Genomic DNA, 25337 nt, shown 5'->3' with positions numbered 1-25337 from the left:
TTTAATTCAATAACTGATAAAGGGTGTAAGCCACAAAGCCGAACAGACCGGCGCATACCACCGAGATAAGGGTGATGACGGTTTTGAGCAGGCGGCGCGACTTCTGTGTACGCTGATCCTCCTCAGAGAGCTGTGGTTTAACCTTTTCTTCTACAGGCTGATTCTCGAGCTTGGTCTGATTAATGAAGTCGATGGCGCTCACCAGATTCTTATCGTTCTCGTTGATAAGTGTAGAATGCTTGGCGAACTTAACCAGGTCGGCAGTCATAAACAGCTCGCGCAACTCGTCGAGTGCTTTCTGATCCTGCGAGGCGGTGAGGCGTTCGATAATCTCGCTACTGGTCATCTCCATCGCATTGAATCCGTAACGCTCCTCGATATACTTACGCAGGGTATCGGTAAGCTTGGTGTAGTACTCCTTCGAGTTCTCCGAAGCCACCATCTTATCGGCCTTAATCTGCTCAATCTCCTGCATGGCCTTCTGATGTGGCAGCAGGCGCTTAACAATGCGGATATGGGTGATGATGGGCTTGTTGTCGCGCAAACGCAAGTACAGATAGTAGCACAAAGCCAACAGTACCAGCATGAGCACACTCAACCAGAATGGCAAGCTCCACTCGCTCCAAAGGAACGGGTTGTCCTGCACATCCTTAGGACCAAAGAACTGATCGACCTTGGTGGTATCCACATCGATGGTGAGCACCTTCAGGGCCAGACTCTTACTCTTATACTGCTTACCATCCACCTTAACGGTAAGTGGTGGCAGATAATAAAGGGTATCGTCGAACGAGGTGAGTGTGTACACCATCGTGCGGGCTTCGAATCCATCACCGATATCCTGCTTCTGCTCCTCGCACTTCAGCACCTCAACACCAGGTGTAATCATCTGTGTGGGCTGAAACTGCGGGAACTCAACCTTCTGACTGGGCTGCACATTGGTAGTGAGTCGCAGGTGAGTCTGCTGACCAACAAAGATCTGAATCGAGTCAATCTCAGCCTCGACAGATACTTGTGCCGAAATCAGCAGCGCATTGGCTATCAGCGATATAAGAAGAAAAATACGTTTCATTTAACTACGTTGTTTAAATAGCAGTAGCAACGATTTCACAAAGTCGTCGTTAGTGGCTATGCTCACATTGTCTACATTGCTCTTATTAAAAGTTTCCTGCAACTGGGCCTGGCGGGTTAACCAGTACTTCTGGTAAGCCTGACGCAGTTTCTTGGAACTTGTATCCACATACTGCTCGTAGCCAGTTTCGGCATCTACAACCTTCATCAATCCCACATCGGGCAACTCGCGTGCACGCTGGTCGTACACCTGGATGGCTACCACATCGTGCTTGCGATTGGCAATCTGCAACGACTGTTGGAAATCGCTACGCACATAGAAGTCGCTCAGGATAAAGGCTGTGGTACGACGTTTCTGGACACTCGACAAGAACTCGATGGCCTGCTTGATATCCGTACGTGTTGACTCGGGCTTAAAGTCGAGCATCTCACGGATAATGTACAGGATATGCTTGCGGCCTTTCTTGGGCGGGATGTACTTCTCGATTTTATCCGAGAAGAAGATCACACCAATCTTATCGTTGTTCTGAATAGCACTGAAGGCAAGGGTGGCAGCAATCTCGGTCACCATATCGCGCTTCATCTGCTTCTGGGTGCCGAAATCAAGCGAACCGCTGACGTCGATCAACAGCATCACCGTCAGCTCGCGCTCCTCTTCGAACACCTTTACATAAGGACGATGGAAACGAGCAGTCACATTCCAGTCGATATCTCGCACATCATCACCGAACTGATACTCGCGCACCTCGCTAAAGGCCATACCCCTACCCTTAAAGGCAGAGTGGTACTGACCTGCAAAGATGTTTGAGCTCAAGCCACGGGTCTTGATCTCGATCTTACGGACTTTCTTTATGATCTCAGAGGTTTCCATCAGGGCACTTCAACCTTATTGATAATCTTTGAAACAATCTCCTCGCTGGTAATATTGCTGGCCTCGGCCTCGTAGGTAAGTCCAATACGGTGGCGCAATACATCGTGAGCCACAGCACGAACATCCTCGGGAACCACATAGCCACGACGCTTAATGAAAGCATAAGCGCGAGCAGCCTTAGCCAGATTGATGCTGGCACGAGGCGAACCACCAAACGAAATCATGTCCTTGAGATCCTTCAAGCCATAGCGCTCGGGATAACGGGTGGCGAACACGATATCAGCAATATACTGCTCGATCTTCTCGTCGATATAAACCTCGCGAACCACGCTGCGAGCCTTCAGAATCTCCTCGGCTGTAGTTACAGGGGTAACGGTAGGCATCTCGCCTGTGATATTCTCGCGGATAATCTTCTTCTCCTCTTCGAGTGTAGGATAATCGATAACCACCTTGAGCATGAAACGGTCGACCTGTGCCTCAGGCAGTGGGTAGGTACCCTCCTGCTCGATAGGGTTCTGAGTAGCCATTACCAGGAATGGGTTAGGCAACTTAAAGGTCTGACTACCGATAGTAACCTGCTTTTCCTGCATGGCCTCGAGCAGTGCACTCTGCACCTTTGCTGGGGCACGGTTAATTTCATCGGCCAGCACGAAGTTGGCAAATACGGGGCCCTGCTTTACCTGGAACTTCTCGTCCTTCTGCGAGTAGATCATAGTACCTATCACGTCAGCAGGGAGCAAGTCGGGGGTAAACTGAATACGGCTGTAATCTGAATCGATTAACTGCGAAAGGGTCTTAATGGCCAATGTCTTAGCCAGACCTGGCACACCTTCCAGCAAAATATGTCCATCACTCAACAAACCTATCAAAAGCGAGTCGATTAGATGTTTCTGACCAACGATTACGCGGTCCATTCCACTCACAAGATTTGTTACAAATGCGCTTTGTTGTTCAATCCGAATATTTAACTCTCGGATATCAATAGCTTCTGCCATAATATTTATATCTTTAATTGTTTTCTAAATTTGACTGCAAAAATACTTTTTTTAAAGGACTTTGCCACACTTTATCAGTCTAAATAATATTAAAAAAGTTTCCCAAAACCTAAGTTTTAAGAAACTTTTTCATTATTTGCTGATTTAGTTGGCTGTTGCGGCCTTCTTTTTCTTCTTCAACTGCAATTTTGGAATTTTAATTTCCTGGCCAACCTTGAGTGGTGTAGAGGCTTTGATGTTGTTATATACCTCGAGATAACACTCCATATCGGGTCCCAGAACACGGCGTGAAATCTTTACAAGATTGTCGCCTTCCTTCACCTTTACCGTGCGGTCGGTACCTACAATACGATAGGCACCCAAGCGTACTCTTACGTCCATCGCGTTGTACTTATCGGCAATAGAATTTTTGGCCTCGGCCTCTTGCTTTGCCTTGGCTTCTGCCTCTGCCTTAGCTTTGGCTTTTGCTTCAGCGTCGGCCTTGGCTTTTGCTTCGGCATCTGCTTTGCCTTTAGCCTCTGCAGCCTTAGCTTCCTCGGCAGCCTTTGCTTCAGCAGCTTTGGTATCAGCCTCGCTAGCAGTCGGCTCAGCTGGGGCCTCGTCCACTACAGCTTCAATATCAGGGGCAGCCTGTGGCTCGGGAGCGGTTTCCTTCTGAACGTGGATCACAGTCTCACTGCTCTCATCAGGCAGGAAGTTGGCGTATGGATAATGGTTACCCAACAGATAGCCACAACCTAAACCAATGATACATGCCAGCAAGGCCAGTACCCATTTACCAGCCGACTTGCGTGGACGGGCTGTCTCAAACTCATATTCGGGCTCCTCGTTCTCTGGCTCTTCCTCCTCTACCACCTTCTTAGGTGCAGGCTCAGAAACAACCTCGTCTGTAACACCCATTCTCTTAAAGGCTGCAGCAAGCTCTTCGTCGGCAGTCATCTTGTGCTCCTCAACTACAGAAGCGGGCTCACCCTGAACGATTGGTTCGGGCTCAGCCACATGTGTGCGCTCAGGAATCACTACGGGCTCGGGATCATCCTCAAGCATATCACGCAGCGACTCTTCGGTAATTCTTGTCTCGTCAGAAAGCTGTGTTACAACTGGTTTAACGGGCTCTGGCTCATGAGCATAAACGGGTTCAGGCTCGGGAGCGTATACCGGTTCTGGTGCCACAACGGGTTCGGGCTCTGGGGTATAAACGGGCTCAACAACAGGTGCTGGCTCTGGGATTACCACAGGCTCGGGTGCTACTACTGGAGCTGGCTCGGGCTCAGGGATTGGCTCGGGTGCAGGAGCTGGTTTCTTGATGGTCTGGAACGAACTCAGGATCGACTGCAGATTAGAATTTGCAGCAGGCCGTGCTGTTTCAACCACCGGCTGAGCAACAGGCTCAGGAGCAACTACTGGCTTTGGTTCGGGAGCAACTACTGGCTTTGGTTCGGGAGCTACAAAGGGCTCTGGCTCAGGGGCTACAACAGGGTCTGGGGCAACTACTGGCTCAGGGGCCACAATTGGCTCGGGCTCGGGTGCAACCACGGGCTCGGGTTCAGCCTTGGGTTCTTCGGCGGGCGAAGCAACATAAGGTTCGATAACCCACTCAGGAATATCTTCATCGGCGATATCTTCCAGAACTTTTGGTTCTTCCTTTGGGCGAACTGTTGTCTCAGGACGAATAGTCATACCTAACTTCAGCTCCTCCTCGAGTTCATCATCGATATCGTCATCGAACTCATCATCAAGTGACATCATTTCTTCTACAGGCTCGGCTACGGGCTCTGACTCAGGAACCACAACTGGCTCTGGAGCAACAATTGGTTCAGGAACCACAACGGGCTCTGGCTCGACAATTGGTTTGGGCTCCTCGTTGCCACCAAAGTCAACCAATGGCATAGCTGCATGATCATCGTCGGGAACCACAACTGGCTCGGGCTCAGGAGTTACAACTGGTTCAGGCTCAACCACAGGAGCGGGCTCTGGTTCGGGAGCAACTACTGGAGTTGGCTCTGGTTCAACAATTGGTTCGGGTTCGGGCTCTACCACTGGCTCTGTTTCTGGCTCAACGATGGGCTCAGCATCAACTTCGGGCTCGGAAGCATCGGTGGTTGTGGTATCAACATCGTCGAAATCCACACCATCGTTCAGCACCACCGTCTCGAACTGGGCAAATGGCTTGTTTACCAGTTCCTTCAGCAGGGCATCGGGCACAAAGGTAATTTTACCGTGCCCCTCAATCAGCACACGCTCGCCTGTATTTACGTTTACGCTTTCGCGATCTTCAACATCAATAATCTTGAACGTACCCAGACCTTTGACTTTAACCAGCTTATCGGTTTCAAGTCGCTGCTGTACGATATCGAACATAGCACTTACAAACAAACTTGCATCGCGTCTGTTCATCTTTCTGCGCTCAACCAGCACATTGGCTAATTCTTGTATCGAAATCTTTCCCATCACTCAGCTCCTCCATTCTTTACACGTTCTTTCCAACTTACATTTGGCTTAAATGTAAGCACCAGTTTTGGTGGCACCAGCATGCGCTGTCCTGTAGAAGGATTTACCATGATGCGCTCCATCTTCTTCTTAACTTCGAATGTACCGAATGTAGGAATCAGCACTGAGTCGTCGTCCTGAAAATGGTCGCCCATTGCCTCAACTACACAATTCACAAACTGCTGGGTTTCATCAGCCGAATAACCCGTGCGTTGCGCCAATTCTGTGATAAAGTCTTTATTGTTCATATGTTTTAATGATTGTGGTTCCATATAAATCAAATTCTTCCGAATCTGTAATCAATACATCATAGAAGTTGCCGATGGTAAGTTTTGCCTCAGTTGCTGGTATCAGCACCTCAGGGTCAACTTCTGGCGAACAGAACTCGGTACGACCGATATAATAATCACCCTCACGTCGGTCGATAATCACCTTGAATACCTTTCCAACTTTCTCAGCCTCGAGTTCGGCGCTGATATTCTGCTGGATACGCATAATCTTATCCAATCGACTCTGCTTCACATCCTCAGGCACATCGTCCTCGAAGTTGTCAGCCGAATAGGTTCCTTCTTCTTCCGAATATGAGAAAGCACCCATACGCTCGAAACGAGCCCATTTTACAAAGGCCTTGAGTTCCTCGAAATCCTCGTCGGTCTCGCCAGGGAAACCAACCATCAGGGTGGTACGGATATGAATGCCGGGCACCTCCTCGCGCATACGACGAACCAGCTCATAAGTCTCATCCTTAGTCACATGGCGACGCATACGGCTCAGCATGTTATCTGATACATGCTGGAGTGCGATATCGAGATACTTACATACGTTCTGCTTTTCGCGAATCACGCGCAGCAGATCCCAAGGGAAGTGTGTGGGATAAGCATAATGCAAGCGAATCCACTCTACACCAGGGATATCGGCCATCTGCTCGATGAGCTCGGCGATATGCTGCTTGCCATCCAAGTCAACACCATAATAGGTTAACTCCTGGGCAATGACATTAAACTCCTTGGTGCCCTGACTAACCAGATAACGCACCTCGTCGAGGATTTCCTGCATGGGGCGACTCTGGTGCTTACCAGTAATCAGAGGGATGGCGCAATACGCGCAATGGCGATCGCAACCCTCGCTAATCTTGATATATGCATAATGACGTGGCGTGGTGATATGGCGCTTACCCTCGCAAGCGTTATACTCCTCGCCATTCAGGTCTTTCAAAAGTTTCTTATAATTAAATTTGCCGTACCAGCCGTCAACCTCGGGAATCTCTTTCTCCAAGTCGGCCAGATAGCGCTCAGAAAGACAGCCCATCACAAAAAGTTTCTCGATACGACCTTCGGTCTTGGCCTGAGCAAACTCCAGAATGGTGTTGATGCTCTCTTCCTTGGCATCGTTGATAAAACCGCAGGTGTTTACCACCACGATTTCGCCCTGAGGGTCGTCGCTATCGTGTGTACACTGATAGCCATTGGCCTCCATCAAACCCATCAGAGTCTCGCTATCAACCAGATTCTTTGAGCAGCCCAGGGATATAATATCTATTGTTTTCGCCATTTAATCTTTAATGTTTCGCTCGAACTTGTTCGCTTTGCTTGCAAAGAATGTTTAATCTTTAACGTCAAACAGCGAATCTACAAACTGACGTTTATTAAACAACTGGAGGTCGGTCATACCCTCGCCCAGTCCGATATATTTTACAGGTACTTTCAACTGATCAGAAATACCAATTACCACACCACCCTTGGCTGTACCATCAAGCTTGGTGATAGCCAGCGAGGTAATCTGTGTAACGGCAGCAAACTGCTTGGCCTGTTCGAAGGCATTCTGACCGGTAGAGCCATCAAGCACCAGCATTACCTCGTCGGGTGCCTCGGGCAGTACCTTCTTCATCACGTCCTTAATCTTCTTCAGCTCGTTCATCAAGCCTACCTTATTGTGCAGTCGACCAGCGGTATCAATCAATACCACATCGGCACCATTAGCCTTGGCACTCTGCAGGGTATCGAAAGCCACGCTGGCGGGATCACTACCCATCTGCTGCTTGATAACAGGCACACCTACGCGCTCGCCCCAGATACACAACTGCTCAACAGCAGCTGCACGGAATGTATCAGCAGCACCTAAGTAAACCTTCTTGCCGGCCTGCTTGAACTGCCAAGCCAGCTTACCTATGGTTGTGGTTTTACCCACGCCGTTCACGCCTACCACCAGAATAACGTAGGGCTTATGATCGGCGGGCAAATCCCAATTATCGTTATCATCCGAATTATTCTCGGCCAGCAGTTCGGCTATCTCCTCACGGAGAATGCGGTTAAGTTCAGAAGTGCTGACATATTTATCGCGAGCCACACGCTCCTCGATGCGCTGAATAATCTTCAATGTGGTATCTACACCCACATCGCTGGTGATGAGTACCTCTTCAAGATTATCCAATACATCATCATCAACCTTCGACTTACCGGCTACGGCACGAGTCAGTTTATCGAACACACTCGTTTTGGTTTTCTCCAAACCCTTATCGAGTGTCTCTTTCTTATCCTTACTAAAAAATCCAAATAATCCCATATTGCAATATTTTCGATTGCAAAGATAGGCATAATTTACGACACAACCAAAAAAAGAGGCCGCAAATTTCCTTGCGACCTCTAATTTCAATATAATAAATGTAAATTAGTTCTTGAAAAAGTCCTTAACGGCCTCGTTGGGAACCATCTGCTCGTCGAAGATGTAAGCACCAGTCTTAGGGCTCTTAACCATCTTGATTACCTTTGTGTAAGCGCGACCATCCTTTGAGCCTTCGTGGAGGGTAGCGACGGTTTTCTTTGCCATACTTCAGTCGTATTATTTAATCTCCTTGTGAAGAGTCATCTTCTTCAGGATTGGGTTATACTTCATAAGCTCCATACGCTCTGGCGTATTCTTACGATTCTTGGTGGTTACGTAACGGCTAGTACCGGGCATACCACTATTCTTGTGCTCTGTGCACTCCAGGATAACCTGAACGCGATTACCTTTAGCTTTCTTTCCTGCCATGATTTTAATCTCCTATCACTTTAATGTCCTTCCAGTCTACAAATCCTTTGGCAACAGCCTGCTTCAAGGCAGCATCCAGACCTACTTTATTGATCATACGAAGACCAGCAGCGCTAATCTTCAACTGAATCCAGCAACCCTCCTCTACGTAGTAGAACTTCTTGCTGAAAAGGTTAACGTCAAAGCTTCTCTTTGTACGGTGCTTTGAGTGAGACACATTGCAACCTATCTGTGCCTTCTTTCCTGTAATTTGACAAATCTTAGACATTTCTATCTACCTTTTTACTTGTGATTTACACTTACTTATTCCAAACAGCGTGCAAAATTACACAATTTTATTGAGATTCAGATAATTACACGACCGGAAATTCAAAGAATTAATGATTTTTAACCTTCTCGCGTGGGTCTGGGGGCATCTTCCTCCTTCAAAAAGCCCAAAAACATCTCCATAGCACGGTTGGTAGCAATGGCCAGATTGATGTCGCGACCATAGTCTTCTTCGAGCTTCATGGTTACCACTTTTTCGGGACGTCCGCATGCCAACCAGATGGTGCCAACAGGAATCTCCTTGGTACCGCCAGTAGGACCAGCAAAACCGGTAGCAGCAATTGCATAATCAGTATTCAGCGCCTTACATGCTCCCTTTACCATAGCTATCGCAACCTCCTCACACACAGCGGTTTTCTCTTCGAGCAACTGATGGTCAACACCCAGCAGATTCTCCTTAACCTCGTTGATATATGAGATAATACCACCCTTGAAATACTTTGATGCGCCAGGTACTGCAATAATAGCCTCAGCTATACGGCCACCAGTGCAACTCTCGGCAGTACTTACAGTCTTCTCGGTCTCCCAGAGGATTTCACTTACCTCTCTACTTGTTATCTTACTTTCAAAATCCATATTTAGTTTAATTTTCTTTTTTTTGCAACGGACTACAGGACTTAAAGTTTATTTTCCAGTGATAATCAATCTTATTAGTCCTGTTGTCCGTTGCTAATTATTACTACTTAAACGTTACTTTGCTGAATGCGGGGGCGCTGATGTCGCAGAACTGCTGATCCTGATACTTATAATAGCCCACGATGCCAATCATCGCCGCATTATCGGTGGTATAACTGAACTTGGGGATATAAATCGTCCAGCCATAACGCTTCTCGGCATCGTAGAACGCATTGCGCAAGCCGTTATTGGCACTCACACCACCAGCCACAGCCACGTGCTTGATACCTGTCTGCTTCACAGCCTTCTTCAGCTTCTTCATCAGGATATCAACAATCGTCCACTCCAGCGAGGCAGCGATATCTTCCTTGTGCTTCTCGATAAAGTCGGAATCCTCGGCCACCCACTTCTGCATCGAATACAGGAACGAGGTCTTCAAGCCCGAGAAACTATAATCGAGACCAGGGATATTAGGCTCGGCAAACTGATAGGCCTTAGGATTTCCCTGACGAGCCAATCGGTCGATAATAGGACCACCGGGATAACCCAGTCCCATTACCTTCGAGCACTTATCGATAGCCTCACCGGCAGCATCGTCGATAGTCTGTCCAAGCACCTCCATATCGTTATAGGCGTTCACCTTTACAATCTGCGAGTTACCACCTGATACCAACAGGCACAGGAATGGCAATGGTGGCTGGTGCTGATCGTCTTCGCTCTCCTTGATAAAATGTGCCATCACGTGTCCCTGCAGATGGTTTACATCAATCATAGGGATACCCAACGAGCGGGCAAAACCTTTGGCAAAGCTTACGCCTACCAACAACGAGCCCATCAGTCCGGGACCGCGGGTAAAGGCAATCGCTGTTAAATCCTCTTTGGTAATACCAGCTTTCTTGATGGCCTGATCAACTACAGGCACCACATTCTGTTGGTGTGCTCTTGATGCCAATTCAGGCACCACTCCACCATAAGCCTCGTGCACAGCCTGCGAAGCTGTGACGTTCGACAGCAGAATACCATTCTTCAGTACAGCTGCCGAAGTATCATCACACGAGCTTTCTATACCTAATATATATATATCCTTCATCTTAGTACGTCAGTATCTCTACACCATGTTCTGTCATCACGAGTGTATGCTCCCACTGTGCGCTAGGCAACTCATCTTCGGTAATAACCTCCCATCCGTATGGATCGTCGGCATCGATGAATACCTTCCAGGTACCCATGTTAATCATAGGCTCGATGGTGAACACCATACCAGGAACCAGCAGCATACCGGTACCACAATGTCCGTAGTGCTCTACATCGGGTTCCTCGTGGAATTTCAGTCCCACGCCGTGTCCGGCCAGATCGCGAACGATACCATAGCCGTATTTCTTACAATGCTTCTCGATGGCATGACCGATATCGCCCACAAAGCCATAAGGCTTAGCAGCCTCCATACCAATCTCCAGACACTCCTTAGCTACACGCACCAGCTGCTCCTTCTCAGGAGTAGTCTTGCCGATGATAAACATACGACTGGCGTCGGCATAATAGCCATCAAGGATGGTAGTAAAGTCAACATTGATGATATCGCCCTCTTCGAGCACATCTTCCTCCTTGGGGATACCGTGACATACCACCTCGTTGATCGAGGTGCACACGCTCATGGGGAATCCTTCGTAATTCAAGCAGGCTGGGATGGCACCAGCATCCTCGCACACCTTGCGACAAATCTGGTCGATCTCGAGTGTGTTCATTCCAGCCTTAATCTCCTTGGCCACTGCGTCGAGCACAGCGGTATTCACTACACCCGCCTTACGGATGCCTTCTATCTGTTCAGGGGTTTTAATCAGTTCACGTGTTGGTACCAGCTTACCTTTGTTCTCCCAATACATAATGGTTTTATCCATCTCTGTGGGCTCCTGTCCGGGCAAGCAATGCCATCTTCTTTTTTTCTTAAATGCACTCATTTCACCTTATTATATATATAATCGGGTGCAAAGTTACTGCAAATTATGCGAATAACCAAAGGAAAATACTTTTTTCTTTATTTATGCGAGTTACATCCATCTACCACCCAGTGGTTTATATGTTTAATTTTTTCTTTATATATTTTGTTTTTTCAATTTATTTTCATATCTTTGCCGCCATAAACAAAATATCACTATAAATCAAATTTATTCAGTATGAAAACAAAACAAATTCACAACCTTGCTACAGCAGCCATGATGCTGCTTGCAACCATTGTCGCCACAGGATGCAATACCTATTCCGACAATCCCGCTAATGCGTCAAAAAATCTAACCGATGCCGAGAAGGCCAATTTGCTTGAGCGAGCCTACGTCTATGCACTGCCGCTGATGCTCATGGACGCTACCTATATTCATATGACTAACGTAGTAGAACCCGTTGGTCAGCAGCAGGCACCAGCCAACCGTCTGATTCACGCCCGCGTGCTGGCCAATGCTAATACCAAAGAGGTGGTGACACCTAACGTGGACACTAACTACACACAGGTGATGATGGACCTCTCAGGAGATGCACTCGTGTTGCGCCTGCCTCACACAGACCGTTTCTGTCTGGCTCAGATTCTTGATGCCTGGAGCAACTGTATAGCAGCTCCTGTAGCCACCGATATCGAGGGTGAATATGGCTACTACTGTTTTACAGGCCCCAAATTCAAAGGCGACGTTCCAGCCAACATGACACATATCGCCAGCCCTACCGACCATGTGTGGATGCTGCTGCGTACCGTTTGTAAGGGCAAGGAAGACCTGTCCAACGTACATGCTATCCAGGACGAGATGCGTACCTATATGCTGAACGACTTCCTGACTACCGGCGCAGAATATACAGGTAAGGGTACCTACAACCCAGATTACGACTTTAAAGCTCCTGTGGATTACATCATGACGATGCCTATGGATAAATTCTTTGCTCGCGCCAATGAGCTGATGCTCACCAATCCGCCAGCAAAAGAAGATGCCGAATGGCTGGCCGACCTTAAGCGTATCAATGTAGGTCCTGGTCTGAAATTCGACGCTTCTATCTTCGGCAGTGAGGCAGAGACATTGTGGAAAAACCTCGTAACCAATATTATCGCTATCACAACGCCACGCAGTCAGCAGTTTGTTAAGCCCAATGGCTCTTGGCAGTTCTATGGCGAACCTATTGCAGAGTTCGGTACCGAATACTATTATCGTGCTCTTATTGCTGTGGCAGCCCTCGCAGCCAATCCTGTAAGCGTAGCCGTTTATCCACGCGCCAACGTTGATGCCGACGGACAGCACCTTAATGGCAATCATCGCTATCGTCTGCATATAACTTCTGACAACTGGCCAGAAACAAAGCCTTACGGTTTCTGGAGTGTGACCCTCTATGGCGAAGACAACTTCCTCTACGACAACGAGCAGAATCGCTATAACATAACAGACCGCGACAACTGGAAGCGCAATGATGATGGCTCACTCGACATTTATGTTTCGCACGAACCGGATACAGACCATCCCGACAACTGGCTGCCTGCTCCAGCAGACGACTTCCATCTTATCTTCCGTATCTACAACCCTGTTGATCGTATCGCCCATAACGAGTGGACCATGCCTATCATCACCCGCTTAGATTGATATCCCAGATACCTCAAATTTACCCAAACACTAACCCCGCTCTACCATGATAGTAAAGCGGGGTTAGTATTAGGGGAAAACTGCATTTACTTGATGCGGGGATGTGTGGGGCGAGCCTCGGTGGCATCGTCTGCACTGCGGGTGCGATAGTGACTGCCACCCCAGTTGTAGTCGTAGTCGTATTTACGAGTAGAGTTACGCAGCTCGAAGCTTACTTCCTTGTCGCCATCCCAGAAGCGGCCACGGAATCGATTTGAGTTCAAAGAGTAGCTGCGGATTTCTACACGAGCGCCATCTTCGAAGCGGATATAAATGGTACCAAAATCAACATACCACTCGAAACGATATACCTCGTAGTCACGTGGTCCATAATAATCGGCCCAGAGACCATTACCCTCAGTGTAAGAGTTTGAGTATCGCAGGAATGTGATTTCTGAATCAACATACGCCTCACCATAAGCATCGGCAATCGACATATTGCCAACCCATGTGCCTTCGAGATCGTAAGCGATTTCCTCATCGGTTTCGCAAGAGGTGAACGACAGTGTCATCAATCCCATCATCGCGATCATCAGTGTTGTGTAGAGCTTCTTCATAATTGTACCCTTTCTATTTTTTTGTTAGACATTCGATTATTTTTGATATTGCAAAGTTAGATAATTTAGCTTACTCCTACAAAGGAAAATCCATAAACCACAATGGGGAATTCCCTAAAGTAGAGAGGAAAGTTGGTTAAAGTCCATATTCCGATAATCGGATATCTGGATGTCGGACAATTCGCTGATCGACTCTGCCGAATTGGTGGTTGCCAGTCCCACTACCTTCATATTGGCAGCACGACCAGAACGCAGACCATTAAAGCTATCCTCGAAAACAATACACTCATCGGTGCTTGCACCCAAGCGCGCGGCGGCTTTGAGATAACAATCGGGATCGGGCTTACTACGCTCGAAATCCTCGCTGGTAAGAATAGCATCAAACAACGACTTAAACTCAGGCTGATAGCGATACACAGCCTGCATCTTAGGCAGATTAGAGCTGGTTACAACTGCCGTTTTCACACCATGAGCGCGCAAATCGGCAATCAACTGCTCAAAGCCCTCGATATAGTCGTAATGCATGTGGCTCTCGTATTCGTTAAGTCTATCTGTGATTACAGGCTGCTCTTTCTCCAACGGACCACTGAACCACTGATCGTAGATTTGTGTGAGCGTCTGACCTTTAATTTCGTGTTCCAGACCTGGACGTTCGGGGTGATAGAGTCGACACTGAGAACCCCAGAAAATAGAATACTGGGGTTCTGTGTCGAATACTACACCATCGAGGTCGAAGAGTGCGGCTTTCAATGTGCTCATTTCTTCTCCTCCGCTGGTACAAGATATTTGTCGCCTGTCTGCCTCAACAAATCACGCGCATACTGCTCAGGATAACCAGGACGCTCTGCACGTGCACCATGTCCATAAGGTGTGCGCAGGAAAGTGCCGTTGGCATCTGTTGGCTTAACAGCCATATCGTTAAACTTCACAATCAGGAAGAAGGCCAGCTTCTGCCAACGAGCAATCATCTCGTCGCCCTTCTTGCAGCTGTAATTAGTCAGGAACTTCACACGCTCCTCGGCTGTAGGCAATGCAAGGGCTTTAGCCTCGATCTCAGGCTGAAGCTGAGCATACGAAGCGTCGAGCGAATCGCGAACGGCCTGCAGGGTTGGGAACAACTGTGAGTAACGAGGATAAACCATATTGCTAACCCAGTTGCATACCCAGAAAGCATTGTCCATCGAGAAAGTTACGTCATCGGCACCCTCCTCAGTAAAGCACTTGGGGCGACGTGTGATACAAGAGTACATAGGTGTGTAAGCCACCATGTTACCATCGTCGTTACCAAACCAGAAACAAGCACCAACCTCGCGAGGCATCCAGCTACGCATCTGTGAGATAAAGCTCCAAGCAGTCTGCTGGGTTGAGATAGGACGCTCGTTGAATACATCCTGCTCGCCCACCTTGAATGTAAGAGGTGTTGGACGATAAGGCATCTGATAGATACCGCCACCGATATTGGTATCGAGAGCGAATGGTGTGCCCTCGTAGTGATCGCGCATAGCATCGCGCAGATCCTGGATGGTTACCTTCTTGTTAGGGATAATCCAAAGTGGCATCTCCTTAGCGTTCTTCTCCTTACCGGCTGCATAGGGAACATACTCCGAGAAATCGTCGGCAAAGCGGTTGAAGAAACTCCAAACACGAGCCTCGCAGAAACGACGACCCGAGAAGTCGGGAGCAGCGTAAGCAGCATTATAGCTGAAGTCGGCATCCTTACCATCAAACCAGCCCATCGCACGTGCATAGCTTACCACATTGCTTGAGCAAAGCATCAGGTTGGGAACAGGTTTCTTACCGTTAACGGCATACTTCTTACCAAACAGGTCCTTCATCTTTACCTGTACATAGCGACCATCCAGGAACTTAGTGATACGACTCTGGTTAGCGTGAGCTGCTACTGCGTTATCGGGAATGCGTACAGCTACCCAAACGGTGCGCTCCTTCGACTTGGTGCGATCAGGACCGCAGCCCATCATCTCCAGCATCCAAGCCTCGTCCTTATCAGCTACTGAGAAGGTCTCACCCTCAGAGTAGTAACCATACTGCTCAACGAGCGAAGTCATAATCTGCAGGGCCTCGCGAGCTGTCTTAGAACGCTGCAGGGCGATGTAGATAAGCGAACCATAATCGATAACACCTGTTGAGTCGGCCATCTCGTGGCGACCACCAAAGGTAGTCTCACCGATAGTTACCTGCCACTCGTTAGAGTTACCAATCACATTATAGGTCTCGGCAGCCTCAGCTATCTCGCCGAGATACTTGTTTGTATCCCACTCGTACACCTTACGCATATCGCCAGGCTGATGCTTGGCAGCGGGATAGTGATAGAGGGGCATGAATGCGCCATACGAGTCGGCATTATAAGTTACAAACACCGAACCGTCGGCGCTGGCTTTCTTGCCAACAATAAAGTTAGTACATGCCGATGCGCCCATTACGGCCATCAGCGCAATTGCTAGTATCAGTTTTCTTTTCATATACATTATTATATATTAGTCACAAGCCTTGAAACTCATGTCGAGTCCCTTTACAGAGTGTGTGAGCGCACCAACGCTGATGAAATCTACACCCTGTTCAGCATAATCACGGATGGTATCGAAGGTGATACCGCCGCTCGATTCTGTCTCATAACGATGGTTGATAATATCAACCGCCTTCTTGGTATCGGGCACGCTGAAGTTATCGAGCATGATACGGTCCACACCACCGTGATCCAGTACCTGCTGCAACTCATCGAACGAACGAACCTCGATCTCAATCTTCAGGTTCAAGCCCTTCTCATCGAGATACTTATGGCAGCGATCGATAGCGTTAGTGATACCACCGGCAAAATCTACGTGGTTATCCTTGAGTAGAATCATATCAAACAAGCCGATACGGTGATTGCAACCACCACCAATCTTTACGGCCTGCTTCTCGAGCATACGCATACCAGGTGTGGTTTTACGGGTATCAAGCACACGGGTGCTGGTACCCTCCAGACGCTTCACATACTTATCGGTCATGGTGGCAATACCACTCATGCGCTGCATGATATTCAGCATCAGACGCTCGGTCTGAAGCAGCGAACGGATTTTTCCTGAAACAATCATGGCGATATCGCCTTTCTTTACGCGGGTTCCATCCTGCATCAGCACCTCAACCTGCATGGTGGGGTCGAAACGGTGGAACACTTCTTTTGCAATTTCTACTCCTGCCAAGATACCATCTTCCTTAATCAGCAGATGACTCTTACCCATTGCATCCTCGGGGATACAGCACAAGGTAGTGTGGTCGCCATCGCCTATATCTTCGGCAAACGACAGATCTATCAGTCTGTCAACCAATTCATCAACACTTAACATTAATTTTAAATTTTACTATTTTACTATTATTTTGATTTTAGAAATAAATTCCGAATCCGAGACGTACGCCGAATCCTGAGTAGTCAGAATCCTTGGTGCTGTGCTCGTAGTAAACTTCGGGCTCGACGGTGAGCTTACCTGTCAGGAAGTAAGCGTAACCTACGCTCAGCTCAGGACGGAAATCGCTGAAGTCGTCGCAATGTACATACTTGGCTGTAGCACCAGCATACACACCGCAACTCTCAAAGTAATAACGCAGTCCGGCACCCAGCTGTACCACCGATGGGAAATCGGTCTGAGCCTGATAACCTACCAAACCAGTAATCATCCAGTCGTCGGCAATGAGATAACCGCCTTTGGCATGAAGATCGAAGGTCCAATCACTACCCTTGTGATAGTTCAAATCCAAACCTGAGAGTGAGGCACCTACGTACCACTTATCCTGAGTAAATACCTTTTCTGAATCGTTCAGATACTGTGCGTTAGCACCGATTGCCATCATCAGGCCGATAGCAGCCATCATCAACTTTTTCATAATCATTACTGTTTTAAGTTATTATTCTTTCGATACCATAATACAAACCATACGATAGCTACACCCAGACAAACTGCGCCATAAGGATAACCATCGTTGCCAAGACCCAGGAACTGCTTCGACACAAAGAAGTAGGTTGAGCAAACGGTAGTCATAAACATGGCAGGAATCAACGTGAGCCAGAAACACTTGTTGTTGCGAACCAGATAAACGGTGATGGTCCAGAGTGTGAACACGCTGAGTGCCTGATTACTCCAACCGAAATACTGCCAGATGGTATTGAAACCATCGGGATTCTCAATCTGCCAAACAAGCATAGCGATAGAGATGGCAAACAAGGGGATACAGATAAGCAAGCGCTTAGGGATGGGGCGCTGATTCATCTTTAACCACTCGGCAACAATCAGTCGGGCCGAACGGAAAGCAGTATCACCCGATGTGATAGGTGCAGCAACTACTCCCAACATAGCCAGGATAGCACCAACAACACCCAACCACTCGTTACAAACCAAGTTTACTACAGCAGGAGCCGAAGTATGGAATCCAGCAGTAGCCTGCTCAATCAGCGTATAGCCTGGAGCGGGGGTACCATAGAAGAACCACGATGCTACTGTAGCCCAGATAAGTGCCACGATACCCTCGGTAATCATGGCGCCGTAGAAGATGGGGCGACCCATTTTCTCGCTCTTTACGCAACGGGCCATCAGCGGGCTCTGTGTAGCATGGAAACCTGAGATAGCACCACAGGCAATGGTGATAAACAAAGCTGGGAAGATGTTATCCTTCCAGGTATCAGGATGGGTGGCGGCACCAAGGTTGTAGAAGGTGTTCCATAGCTCGGGCACTGTGGGCCAGTGCAGGAACAACCACACCATCAGCGCAGCTGCCATAAACAGCAGCGAGAAGGCGAAGAGCGGATATATCTTTCCGATAATCTTGTCAATAGGCAACATAGTGGCAATGACATAATAGCTGAAAATGATGATAATCCACATAAGGGTGTCACCACCTATAGAATGCAGAATCTCGGCTGGCGAATAGACAAACACCGCACCTACTATAATGAGCAGCAGCACGGTGAACACCAGCATGATATTCTTGGTGGTCTTGCCCAGATACTGACCGATGAGTTCCGGCAGGCCTGCACCATCATGACGCATAGACAGCATGCCCGACAGATAATCGTGGGTGGCACCGGCAAAAATACAACCAAAAACAATCCACAGATACGCTACAGGACCAAACTTGGCACCCATGATAGCACCAAAAATAGGACCAGTACCAGCAATATTCAGGAACTGGATCATGAAGATTTTCCATGAAGGAAGTACGATGTAGTCTAGGCCATCAGCTTTGGCAACAGCTGGAGTCACACGGTCGTCGGGACCAAACACACGCTCTACCAGGCGACCATAGAAGAAGTAGCCTATCACAAGAGCAACGAGACTCAATACAAATGAAATCATCTTTCTTTAGCTATTTTTTGAATTATTTTTGTGCAAAAGTAGTGTTTTTATTTGAGAAATGGAAAAAATAAAGTAACTTTGCACCAAAATTATCAAAAAAAATATCATTTTGAAGACAATTATACATATTTTCGTGCTTTTAGCACTTGTGCTAAGTACCAAAGCGAATACACCAAAACATGAAGTCAGAGCCGTTTGGTTAACCACCATTGGCGGTATCGACTGGCCTCACTCCTACTCTACACCTACCCAGCAGCGTGAGTTGATTTCGATTCTCGACCAACTGCAGCAGGCTGGTATCAATACCGTACTGATACAAACCCGCGTACGTGCCACCACTATTTTCCCAACCACCACTGAGCCTTGGGACGGTTGTATTACCGGTCATCCTGGCAAATCGCCAGGTTACGACCCTCTGCAGTTCTGCATTAACGAGTGCCATCGTCGCGGTATGGAGTGCCACGCTTGGATTGTTACCATCCCCGTTGGAAAATGGAACGGTACAGGCTGTAAGCAGCTCCGACAGAAATACCCATCGCTGATTCGTAAGATTGGCGACGAGGGATATATGGATCCCGAAAAGCCACAAACGGGCGATTATTTGGCCCAGTTCTGTGCCGAAGTTACCCGCAATTACGATGTAGATGGCATCCATTTGGATTACATCCGCTACCCCGAAACCTGGAAGCTGAAGGTGTCGCGTCCACAAGGTCGACAATACATTACCGACATCGTTCGCAAGATTAATCGTGCCGTTAAAGGTTTAAAGCCATGGATTAAGCTATCTTGCTCGCCTATAGGTAAATACGACGACCTAACCAGATACAAAAGTTCGGGTTGGAATGCAAACACTACCGTCTGCCAGGACGCCCAAAGTTGGCTGCGCGATGGGTTGATGGACGCCCTGTACCCGATGATGTATTTTCAGGGTAATAACTTCTTCCCCTTTGCGGTAGATTGGTTGGAGCATAGCTACGGACGTATGGTAGCTCCAGGCCTGGCTGTTTACATGATGCATCCACGCGAAAAGAACTGGAATCTGGATGTGATTACCCGCGAGATGAACGTGCTGCGCCAGCTTGGTTTGGGATGCACATTCTTCCGCAGTAAGTTCTTTACCGATAATACCAAAGGTATCTACGATTTCACCCGCGATTTCAATATCGTACCAGCCCTCGTTCCACCTATGACGTGGGCAGGCAAGCAGGCCCCATCGGCTGTTAGCCATTTGCAGATGAAACGCGGTATGATCAACGATATGATATCGTGGCAGAAGGCTACCGACTATTCGGGTGCCGACTATCTATTATATAATGTCTATGCCTCAGAAACACTTCCCGTGGATGTGAACAATCCCGAGAACCTGATTGCTACCCGTCAGCGTGATTTATCGATTACCGTACCCCATAAGGGTCGCACCTTGTATTACGCCGTTACGGCCATGAACCGCTACGGTATGGAGGGCGAAGCAGCCAGCATCCCCTCTACTATAGCACCTAACGGTAGCAAACCATACGATTTTCGCGAGCTAATCATGGGAAATAAGCTAAAAAAGTACAAATCAACAAAGAAATGAGCTAAAAACACAACCTCATTTACCAATAAATGCGTAATTTTGCAGCATCAAAAAATATAGCAAATCAAAATAATAACTAATTATGGAAAGAACATGGAGATGGTTTGGCAAGAAGGATAAGATTACTCTTGCACAACTCAGACAAATCGGTGTTGAGGGCATTGTTACCGCCCTGCACGATGTACCCCTTGGCGAGGTTTGGACTCGTGAGAAGATTCGCGACCTGCGCGAGTACATCGAGAGCTACGGCATGCGCTGGAGCGTAGTAGAATCGCTACCCGTTGTTGAAACAATAAAATACGGCGGTCCCGATCGCGATCACCAGATCGAGGTTTACAAAGAGAGTCTGCGTAACCTCGCTGCCGAAGGTATCCACTGTATCTGCTACAACTTCATGCCCGTACTCGACTGGGCCCGCACCGACTTGTTCCACGACAACCCCAACGGTGCCACTAACCTCTATTTCAACTATGCCGAATTTGCTTATTTCGACATCTATATCCTGAAGCGTCCAGGTGCTCGCGAGGAATGGGAGAAGTTCCAGTTCCCCGAGGGATGGGGCCAGGGCCGCAGCGTCATCGCCGAGTGCGACGAGCTGGCCAAGACCATGACACCCGAGAAGGACCACAAGCTGGTTGAGAATATCGTGATTAAGACTCAGGGATTCGTAAGCGGAAACTTCAGCGAGAACGACGAGGCTCCTGTACAGAAGTTCCGCGAGTTCCTCGACCTGTATAAGGGCATCGACAAGGCTAAGCTGCGTGCCAATATGAAGTACTTCCTCGAGGCTATCATGCCTGTTTGCGAGGAGTGCAACATGAACATGTGTGTTCACCCCGACGATCCCCCTATCGAGATTCTGGGCTTGCCACGTATCGTTCGTACCGAGGAGGATATCCAGTGGTTCCTGGATGCTGTTCCCAACAAGCATAACGGACTCACCTTCTGTGCTGGTTCGCTCTCTGCAGGCGCTTATAACAATGTGGTTGAGTTGGCTAAGAAGTTTGCCTCTCGCACACACTTCGTTCACCTGCGTTCGTGCCACATCTTCCCCAATGGCGACTTTACAGAGGCCTCTCACCTGGGCGGTCGTGCCGACCTGATTGAGCTCTGCCGTATCTTCGAGAAGGAGAATCCTGCTCTGCCCATGCGTGTGGATCATGGTATGACCTTTACCGATGAGCCTGGTGGCATTATGGACGAGAGCAGTCACGGTCACAATGCTGGTTACACCCTCCTGGGTCGTATGTTCGCCCTCGGTCAGGTACAGGGTATCCTCGCCACCGTTGATCGCGAATTAGGCATCGAATACAAACAACCCGGATTCTTTGATTAAATAATTTAGCAACGGACAACAGGACTAAAAGAAAAAATCCTTGTGGAAAAAATCCTTAAGTCCTGTGGTCCGTTGCAAAAAAATAAGTGTTATGAAATTAAACGATATACTGAGCGGACAGTTAAATGCCGCAGAGTGGGAAGCTAAGGGCTACCAGCTTCCTAAGTTTGATATCAAGGCTGTACGCGAAAAGACAGCCAAGGAGCCCACATGGGTACACTTCGGTGGCGGAAACATCTTCCGTGCTTTCCCTGCTGCCATCCTGAACGACGCACTGAACACAGGTAAGTACGATCGCGGTGTGATTGTAGCCGAGACTTTCGACTTCGAGGTCATCGATAAGGCTTATGCCCCCTATAACAACCTTTCGCTCTGTGTGAACCTCTGCTCAGACGGTTCTATCGAGAAGAAGGTGATTGCCAGCGTAACCGAAGCCCTGAAGGCCGACCCACAGTTTGAGGATTGGAACCGCCTGGTTGAGATCTTCAAGAACCCATCATTGCAGATGATTTCGTTCACCATCACCGAGAAAGGTTACACCTACAACGAGGCCGACCTGGCTCGCGGACTGAAGCCTGTATTCGCTATGGGTAAGGTTTGCGCCCTGTTGCTCGAGCGTTTCAACGCCGGACAGATGCCTCTCACCGTCCAGAGCATGGACAACTGCTCGCACAACGGCGATAAGGTAAAGGCTGGCGTATTTGCTTATGCCGAGCGTTGGGTGAAGGACGGATTGGTACCCGCTGCCTTCCTCGACTATCTGAAGGATGAGAAGAAGATTACCTTCCCTTGGTCGATGATTGATAAGATTACCCCTCGTCCACACGAGAAGGTAAAGGAGATGCTGGCTGCTGATGGTTTCGACGACAACAACTACATCGAGACCGAGAAGCACACCTTCACCGCTCCATTCGTAAATGCCGAAGAGGTACAGTATCTCGTTATCGAGGATAACTACACCAACGGTCGTCCACCATTGGATCTGGGCGGTGCACTCTACACCACTCGTGAAACCGTTGATAAGGTAGAGACCATGAAGGTTACCACCTGTCTGAACCCACTGCACACCGCCATGAGTATCTATGGCTGCATGCTGGGCTACACACTGATTTCTGCCGAGATGGCCGACGAGGACCTGCGCCCATTCGTTCAGAAGCTGGGTTATATCGAAGCTATGCCAGTAGTAGTTGATCCAGGTGTGCTGAACCCCTACGAGTTTATCGGCGCTGTTATCAATCGCCGTTTGCCAAACCCATTCATGCCCGATGCTCCACAGCGTATCGCTATGGATACCAGTCAGAAACTGCCTATCCGCTTTGGTGAGACTCTGAAGAAGTACATCGCTCGCGGTTTGGATAAGAGCAATCTGGTACTCATCCCTCTCACACTGGCTGGTTACGCCCGCTACCTGAAGGGTATCAAGGATGATGGTACAGCCTTTGATTGTTCACCCGACCCCATGCTCGAGGAACTGCAGGCTATCGTTGCTCCATTGCAGATTGGTAAGGCCGATCAGGATTGGAGCTGCCTGAAGACTCTCTACAGCCGCAAGGACGTGTTTGGTCTCGACCTGTACGAGGCTGGTCTGGGCGAGCAGATCGAGGGAATGGTTAAGGAACTGTTTGCTGGTAATGGTGCCGTTCGCGCCACACTGCACAAATACGTTTCTGCTAGATAAAATAAAAAGGCCCTAATAATAATGAAGCCCGCCAAATTTGGTGGGCTTTATTATTTTATTTGCACTTATCGTACCACTCACGTAAAGCAGCACGCGGGGTGCCTTGCTTTACGGCTTGATCTAATGCCTCGCGGGCTTCTTTCTTACGTCCTAAGCGCAACAGCACATCAACCTTCGATGCCGTCAGTTCCGCATTCTTAGGCGCTAAGCGTAAAGCTTCGTCCCAATCGTACAGGGCTGCATCGTATTGCTCCTGTTGTGTTTCAAAAGCTGCTCTGGCTGCATAGGCATCCGTACTGTCGGGGAACATCTGTACAGCACGGTTCAGCTCATCGGCAGCATCAGTCTTTCGTCCCAACAACTGCAGCACGTGTGCCAAACCCAAGCGCGCCTCCAGGTGTTCGGGCTGGATAGCTAAGAACGCCTCGTAATCAGCACGGGCAAAACTATACTGTCGCAACTGCGTCTGACAGAACGCACGGAAGTAAAGTGCCGCCAGGTTTTTCTCGTCTTTCTTCAGCACAGCCGAATATTCATCGCGGGCATACTCGTATTGCTGCAGGTTGATGTTAGCCTCAGCCTTTTTCAAGCGCAGCTCCAGATTATTGGGGTTCAGATTAATCTGCTCTATCAGTACCGATACCGAATCGCGCCATTGTTTGGGCGTCTGGGCAGCTGCGCCCAGCGCCACAAACATAGCAGCTATCATTACAACTTTACGCATTCTTAATGTAATTTACAATCCACTCTCCTACTTCGGTTGTGCCGTATTTCTCGCCACCCTCGACCTGAATCTCAGGGGTGCGCACGTTAGCATCGAGCGAGGCGGTAACAGCCTTACGAATCAGGGCGCCCTCTTCGTTCAGTCCGAAGTGCTCCAGCAGCATGGCAGCTGAGAGAATCTGAGCGATTGGGTTAGCCAGATTCTGACCGGCAGCCTGTGGCCACGAACCATGAACGGGCTCGAACAGCGGTGTGTGCTCGCCTAATGACGACGAAGGCTGCAAGCCCATCGAACCAGTAATACAGCTGGTCTCGTCGGTCAGGATATCACCAAAGGTATTCTCGGTAACAATCACATCGAAGTAACGGGGCTCTGTGAGCACACGCATTGAGGCATTATCGATAAACATGTAATCGGTAGTAACCTCGGGATACTGCGACTCCATCTCCTTGGCTATCTGGCGCCACAAACGGCTCGATGCAAGCACGTTAGCCTTATCAACCACAGTCAGATGCTTCTTACGGGTCATTGCCATCTCGAAGCCCACCTTCAGGATGCGCTCCACCTCAGGACGGGTGTAGATATTGGTATCATAGGCCTGATCGTTATCCTGATACTTGGCACCGAAATACATACCGCCAGTCAACTCGCGAATCACCACAAAGTCGGCACCCTTCAGGAGCTCTTCTTTCAATGGCGACTTGTGCAGCAGACAATCGAAAGTAGCCACAGGGCGTACGTTGGCAAACAAGCCCAACTTCTTACGCATGGCCAGCAAACCTGTCTCAGGACGTATCTTAGCGGTAGGATCGTTGTCGAACTTCAGCGAGCCAACAGCAGCAAACAGCACAGCGTCGGCCTGCATACATACCTCGTGGGTGCTGTCGGGGTAAGGATCGCCCACCTCTTCGATGGCATGAGCACCACAGATAGCAGGGGTATATTCAAACTCGTGACCGAACTTAGCGGCAATTGCATCCATCACAGCCACACCTTGTTTCATAATCTCTGGGCCTATTCCGTCGCCCTCTAATACAGCAATCTTTAATTTCATAATTCCATTTCGTTT

25 protein-coding genes are annotated in these 25337 nt (G+C 48.6%); 4 read left to right on the top strand and 21 right to left on the bottom strand.

Translation table 11 applies throughout. The features are described 5' to 3' along the window. Position 1: 1 nt before the first annotated feature. The 13 genes from BLR73_RS00620 to map form a co-directional block, all read right to left on the bottom strand. Positions 2-1069 (bottom strand): BatD family protein, encoded by a 1068-nt coding sequence (locus BLR73_RS00620; protein ID WP_091857923.1) that lies wholly within the window; start codon positions 1067-1069, stop codon positions 2-4. Further along, entirely contained in the window at positions 1070-1939 is an 870-nt protein-coding gene (locus BLR73_RS00615; protein ID WP_033149296.1) for a DUF58 domain-containing protein, read from the bottom strand. It lies immediately after the preceding gene. After that, positions 1939-2934: an AAA family ATPase gene (locus BLR73_RS00610; protein WP_013065531.1), complete on the bottom strand. Its 996-nt coding sequence runs from the start codon at positions 2932-2934 to the stop codon at positions 1939-1941. The genes BLR73_RS00615 and BLR73_RS00610 overlap by 1 nt, the downstream gene beginning before the upstream one ends. A 144-nt stretch (positions 2935-3078) precedes the next feature. Next, positions 3079-5385 (bottom strand): HU family DNA-binding protein, encoded by a 2307-nt coding sequence (locus BLR73_RS00605; protein WP_091857920.1) that lies wholly within the window; start codon positions 5383-5385, stop codon positions 3079-3081. After that, positions 5385-5672 (bottom strand): HU family DNA-binding protein, encoded by a 288-nt coding sequence (locus tag BLR73_RS00600; protein ID WP_013064518.1) that lies wholly within the window; start codon positions 5670-5672, stop codon positions 5385-5387. Before BLR73_RS00600 ends, BLR73_RS00605 begins: the two co-directional genes overlap by 1 nt. Next, entirely contained in the window at positions 5662-6975 is a 1314-nt protein-coding gene (rimO, locus tag BLR73_RS00595; protein ID WP_033149295.1) for a 30S ribosomal protein S12 methylthiotransferase RimO, read from the bottom strand. Before rimO ends, BLR73_RS00600 begins: the two co-directional genes overlap by 11 nt. Positions 6976-7026: 51 nt before the next feature. Beyond that, positions 7027-7986, bottom strand: a complete 960-nt coding sequence (gene ftsY, locus BLR73_RS00590) for a signal recognition particle-docking protein FtsY (RefSeq protein WP_073048485.1) — start codon at positions 7984-7986, stop codon at positions 7027-7029. Between the two features lie 105 nt (positions 7987-8091). Then, entirely contained in the window at positions 8092-8250 is a 159-nt protein-coding gene (locus BLR73_RS00585) for a DUF4295 domain-containing protein (RefSeq protein WP_006950479.1), read from the bottom strand. A 12-nt stretch (positions 8251-8262) separates the two neighbouring features. Next, entirely contained in the window at positions 8263-8454 is a 192-nt protein-coding gene (gene rpmG / locus BLR73_RS00580) for a 50S ribosomal protein L33 (RefSeq protein ID WP_013065340.1), read from the bottom strand. Between the two features lie 4 nt (positions 8455-8458). Then, positions 8459-8722, bottom strand: a complete 264-nt coding sequence (gene rpmB / locus BLR73_RS00575) for a 50S ribosomal protein L28 (RefSeq protein ID WP_013063140.1) — start codon at positions 8720-8722, stop codon at positions 8459-8461. Positions 8723-8841: 119 nt separating this feature from the next. Then, positions 8842-9357 carry a CinA family protein gene (locus BLR73_RS00570; protein WP_013063611.1) on the bottom strand — a complete coding sequence of 172 codons (516 nt, stop codon included), beginning with the start codon at positions 9355-9357 and terminating at the stop codon, positions 8842-8844. 103 nt (positions 9358-9460) lie between these two features. Continuing rightward, entirely contained in the window at positions 9461-10486 is a 1026-nt protein-coding gene (gene tsaD, locus BLR73_RS00565) for a tRNA (adenosine(37)-N6)-threonylcarbamoyltransferase complex transferase subunit TsaD (RefSeq protein WP_033149293.1), read from the bottom strand. A gap of 1 nt (position 10487) precedes the next feature. Then, a complete protein-coding gene (gene map / locus BLR73_RS00560; RefSeq protein WP_041385636.1) occupies positions 10488-11354 on the bottom strand; it encodes a type I methionyl aminopeptidase in 867 nt (288 codons plus the stop codon). Between the two features lie 216 nt (positions 11355-11570). On the opposite strand from map, the gene BLR73_RS00555 reads away from it, so the two are divergent. Beyond that, the gene (locus BLR73_RS00555; RefSeq protein WP_091857916.1) at positions 11571-13010 is read left to right on the top strand and encodes a DUF1254 domain-containing protein; all 1440 of its coding nucleotides are present in this window, start codon (positions 11571-11573) and stop codon (positions 13008-13010) included. Positions 13011-13096: 86 nt separating this feature from the next. Here the strand turns inward: BLR73_RS00555 and BLR73_RS00550 are convergent, their stop codons facing one another. The 6 genes from BLR73_RS00550 to BLR73_RS00525 all read right to left on the bottom strand — a co-directional run bounded on the left by BLR73_RS00550 (position 13097) and on the right by BLR73_RS00525 (position 18954). Beyond that, positions 13097-13606 carry a lipocalin-like domain-containing protein gene (locus BLR73_RS00550; protein WP_091857912.1) on the bottom strand — a complete coding sequence of 170 codons (510 nt, stop codon included), beginning with the start codon at positions 13604-13606 and terminating at the stop codon, positions 13097-13099. A gap of 114 nt (positions 13607-13720) precedes the next feature. Continuing rightward, positions 13721-14365, bottom strand: coding sequence for an HAD family hydrolase (locus BLR73_RS00545; RefSeq protein WP_091857909.1), 645 nt, complete (start codon positions 14363-14365; stop codon positions 13721-13723). Then, a complete protein-coding gene (locus BLR73_RS00540; protein ID WP_091860027.1) occupies positions 14362-16086 on the bottom strand; it encodes a dipeptidase in 1725 nt (574 codons plus the stop codon). Before BLR73_RS00540 ends, BLR73_RS00545 begins: the two co-directional genes overlap by 4 nt. A 15-nt stretch (positions 16087-16101) precedes the next feature. Next, complete coding sequence (gene nadC / locus BLR73_RS00535) at positions 16102-16953, bottom strand: carboxylating nicotinate-nucleotide diphosphorylase (protein WP_013064555.1); 852 nt, start codon at positions 16951-16953, stop codon at positions 16102-16104. A gap of 37 nt (positions 16954-16990) precedes the next feature. After that, positions 16991-17488 (bottom strand): outer membrane beta-barrel protein, encoded by a 498-nt coding sequence (locus BLR73_RS00530; protein ID WP_176763577.1) that lies wholly within the window; start codon positions 17486-17488, stop codon positions 16991-16993. A 5-nt stretch (positions 17489-17493) separates the two neighbouring features. Then, a complete protein-coding gene (locus BLR73_RS00525) occupies positions 17494-18954 on the bottom strand; it encodes a carbon starvation CstA family protein (RefSeq protein ID WP_091857903.1) in 1461 nt (486 codons plus the stop codon). Positions 18955-19063: 109 nt separating this feature from the next. Between BLR73_RS00525 and BLR73_RS00520 the strand changes: the two genes are divergently transcribed. The 3 genes from BLR73_RS00520 to BLR73_RS00510 all read left to right on the top strand — a co-directional run bounded on the left by BLR73_RS00520 (position 19064) and on the right by BLR73_RS00510 (position 23544). After that, on the top strand, positions 19064-20530 hold the full coding sequence (locus tag BLR73_RS00520) for a glycoside hydrolase family 10-like protein (protein ID WP_091857900.1): 1467 nt from the start codon (positions 19064-19066) through the stop codon (positions 20528-20530). Positions 20531-20612: 82 nt separating this feature from the next. Continuing rightward, a complete protein-coding gene (uxuA, locus tag BLR73_RS00515; protein ID WP_013064172.1) occupies positions 20613-21866 on the top strand; it encodes a mannonate dehydratase in 1254 nt (417 codons plus the stop codon). Between the two features lie 91 nt (positions 21867-21957). After that, positions 21958-23544 (top strand): mannitol dehydrogenase family protein, encoded by a 1587-nt coding sequence (locus BLR73_RS00510; protein ID WP_091857897.1) that lies wholly within the window; start codon positions 21958-21960, stop codon positions 23542-23544. Positions 23545-23599: 55 nt separating this feature from the next. Here the strand turns inward: BLR73_RS00510 and BLR73_RS00505 are convergent, their stop codons facing one another. Beyond that, complete coding sequence (locus BLR73_RS00505; protein ID WP_091857891.1) at positions 23600-24268, bottom strand: tetratricopeptide repeat protein; 669 nt, start codon at positions 24266-24268, stop codon at positions 23600-23602. Next, positions 24261-25322 (bottom strand): 3-isopropylmalate dehydrogenase, encoded by a 1062-nt coding sequence (gene leuB, locus BLR73_RS00500; RefSeq protein ID WP_013065727.1) that lies wholly within the window; start codon positions 25320-25322, stop codon positions 24261-24263. Before leuB ends, BLR73_RS00505 begins: the two co-directional genes overlap by 8 nt. Positions 25323-25337 lie beyond the last annotated feature (15 nt).

This window comes from Prevotella sp. khp1, from assembly GCF_900102205.1.
In the GTDB taxonomy this organism is placed as follows: domain Bacteria; phylum Bacteroidota; class Bacteroidia; order Bacteroidales; family Bacteroidaceae; genus Prevotella; species Prevotella ruminicola.
Note: the sequence above shows the minus strand (reverse complement) of the source record. Positions and strands in the feature narration are given on the sequence as shown.

Coding starts and splice junctions, on each gene's coding strand:
- BLR73_RS00620 (WP_091857923.1), bottom strand. CDS start 1,069: ATGAAACGTATTTTTCTTCTTATATCGCTGATAGCCAATGCGCTGCTG.
- BLR73_RS00615 (WP_033149296.1), bottom strand. CDS start 1,939: ATGGAAACCTCTGAGATCATAAAGAAAGTCCGTAAGATCGAGATCAAG.
- BLR73_RS00610 (WP_013065531.1), bottom strand. CDS start 2,934: ATGGCAGAAGCTATTGATATCCGAGAGTTAAATATTCGGATTGAACAA.
- BLR73_RS00605 (WP_091857920.1), bottom strand. CDS start 5,385: ATGGGAAAGATTTCGATACAAGAATTAGCCAATGTGCTGGTTGAGCGC.
- BLR73_RS00600 (WP_013064518.1), bottom strand. CDS start 5,672: ATGAACAATAAAGACTTTATCACAGAATTGGCGCAACGCACGGGTTAT.
- rimO (WP_033149295.1), bottom strand. CDS start 6,975: ATGGCGAAAACAATAGATATTATATCCCTGGGCTGCTCAAAGAATCTG.
- ftsY (WP_073048485.1), bottom strand. CDS start 7,986: ATGGGATTATTTGGATTTTTTAGTAAGGATAAGAAAGAGACACTCGAT.
- BLR73_RS00585 (WP_006950479.1), bottom strand. CDS start 8,250: ATGGCAAAGAAAACCGTCGCTACCCTCCACGAAGGCTCAAAGGATGGT.
- rpmG (WP_013065340.1), bottom strand. CDS start 8,454: ATGGCAGGAAAGAAAGCTAAAGGTAATCGCGTTCAGGTTATCCTGGAG.
- rpmB (WP_013063140.1), bottom strand. CDS start 8,722: ATGTCTAAGATTTGTCAAATTACAGGAAAGAAGGCACAGATAGGTTGC.
- BLR73_RS00570 (WP_013063611.1), bottom strand. CDS start 9,357: ATGGATTTTGAAAGTAAGATAACAAGTAGAGAGGTAAGTGAAATCCTC.
- tsaD (WP_033149293.1), bottom strand. CDS start 10,486: ATGAAGGATATATATATATTAGGTATAGAAAGCTCGTGTGATGATACT.
- map (WP_041385636.1), bottom strand. CDS start 11,354: ATGAGTGCATTTAAGAAAAAAAGAAGATGGCATTGCTTGCCCGGACAG.
- BLR73_RS00555 (WP_091857916.1), top strand. CDS start 11,571: ATGAAAACAAAACAAATTCACAACCTTGCTACAGCAGCCATGATGCTG.
- BLR73_RS00550 (WP_091857912.1), bottom strand. CDS start 13,606: ATGAAGAAGCTCTACACAACACTGATGATCGCGATGATGGGATTGATG.
- BLR73_RS00545 (WP_091857909.1), bottom strand. CDS start 14,365: ATGAGCACATTGAAAGCCGCACTCTTCGACCTCGATGGTGTAGTATTC.
- BLR73_RS00540 (WP_091860027.1), bottom strand. CDS start 16,086: ATGAAAAGAAAACTGATACTAGCAATTGCGCTGATGGCCGTAATGGGC.
- nadC (WP_013064555.1), bottom strand. CDS start 16,953: ATGTTAAGTGTTGATGAATTGGTTGACAGACTGATAGATCTGTCGTTT.
- BLR73_RS00530 (WP_176763577.1), bottom strand. CDS start 17,488: ATGAAAAAGTTGATGATGGCTGCTATCGGCCTGATGATGGCAATCGGT.
- BLR73_RS00525 (WP_091857903.1), bottom strand. CDS start 18,954: ATGATTTCATTTGTATTGAGTCTCGTTGCTCTTGTGATAGGCTACTTC.
- uxuA (WP_013064172.1), top strand. CDS start 20,613: ATGGAAAGAACATGGAGATGGTTTGGCAAGAAGGATAAGATTACTCTT.
- BLR73_RS00510 (WP_091857897.1), top strand. CDS start 21,958: ATGAAATTAAACGATATACTGAGCGGACAGTTAAATGCCGCAGAGTGG.
- BLR73_RS00505 (WP_091857891.1), bottom strand. CDS start 24,268: ATGCGTAAAGTTGTAATGATAGCTGCTATGTTTGTGGCGCTGGGCGCA.
- leuB (WP_013065727.1), bottom strand. CDS start 25,322: ATGAAATTAAAGATTGCTGTATTAGAGGGCGACGGAATAGGCCCAGAG.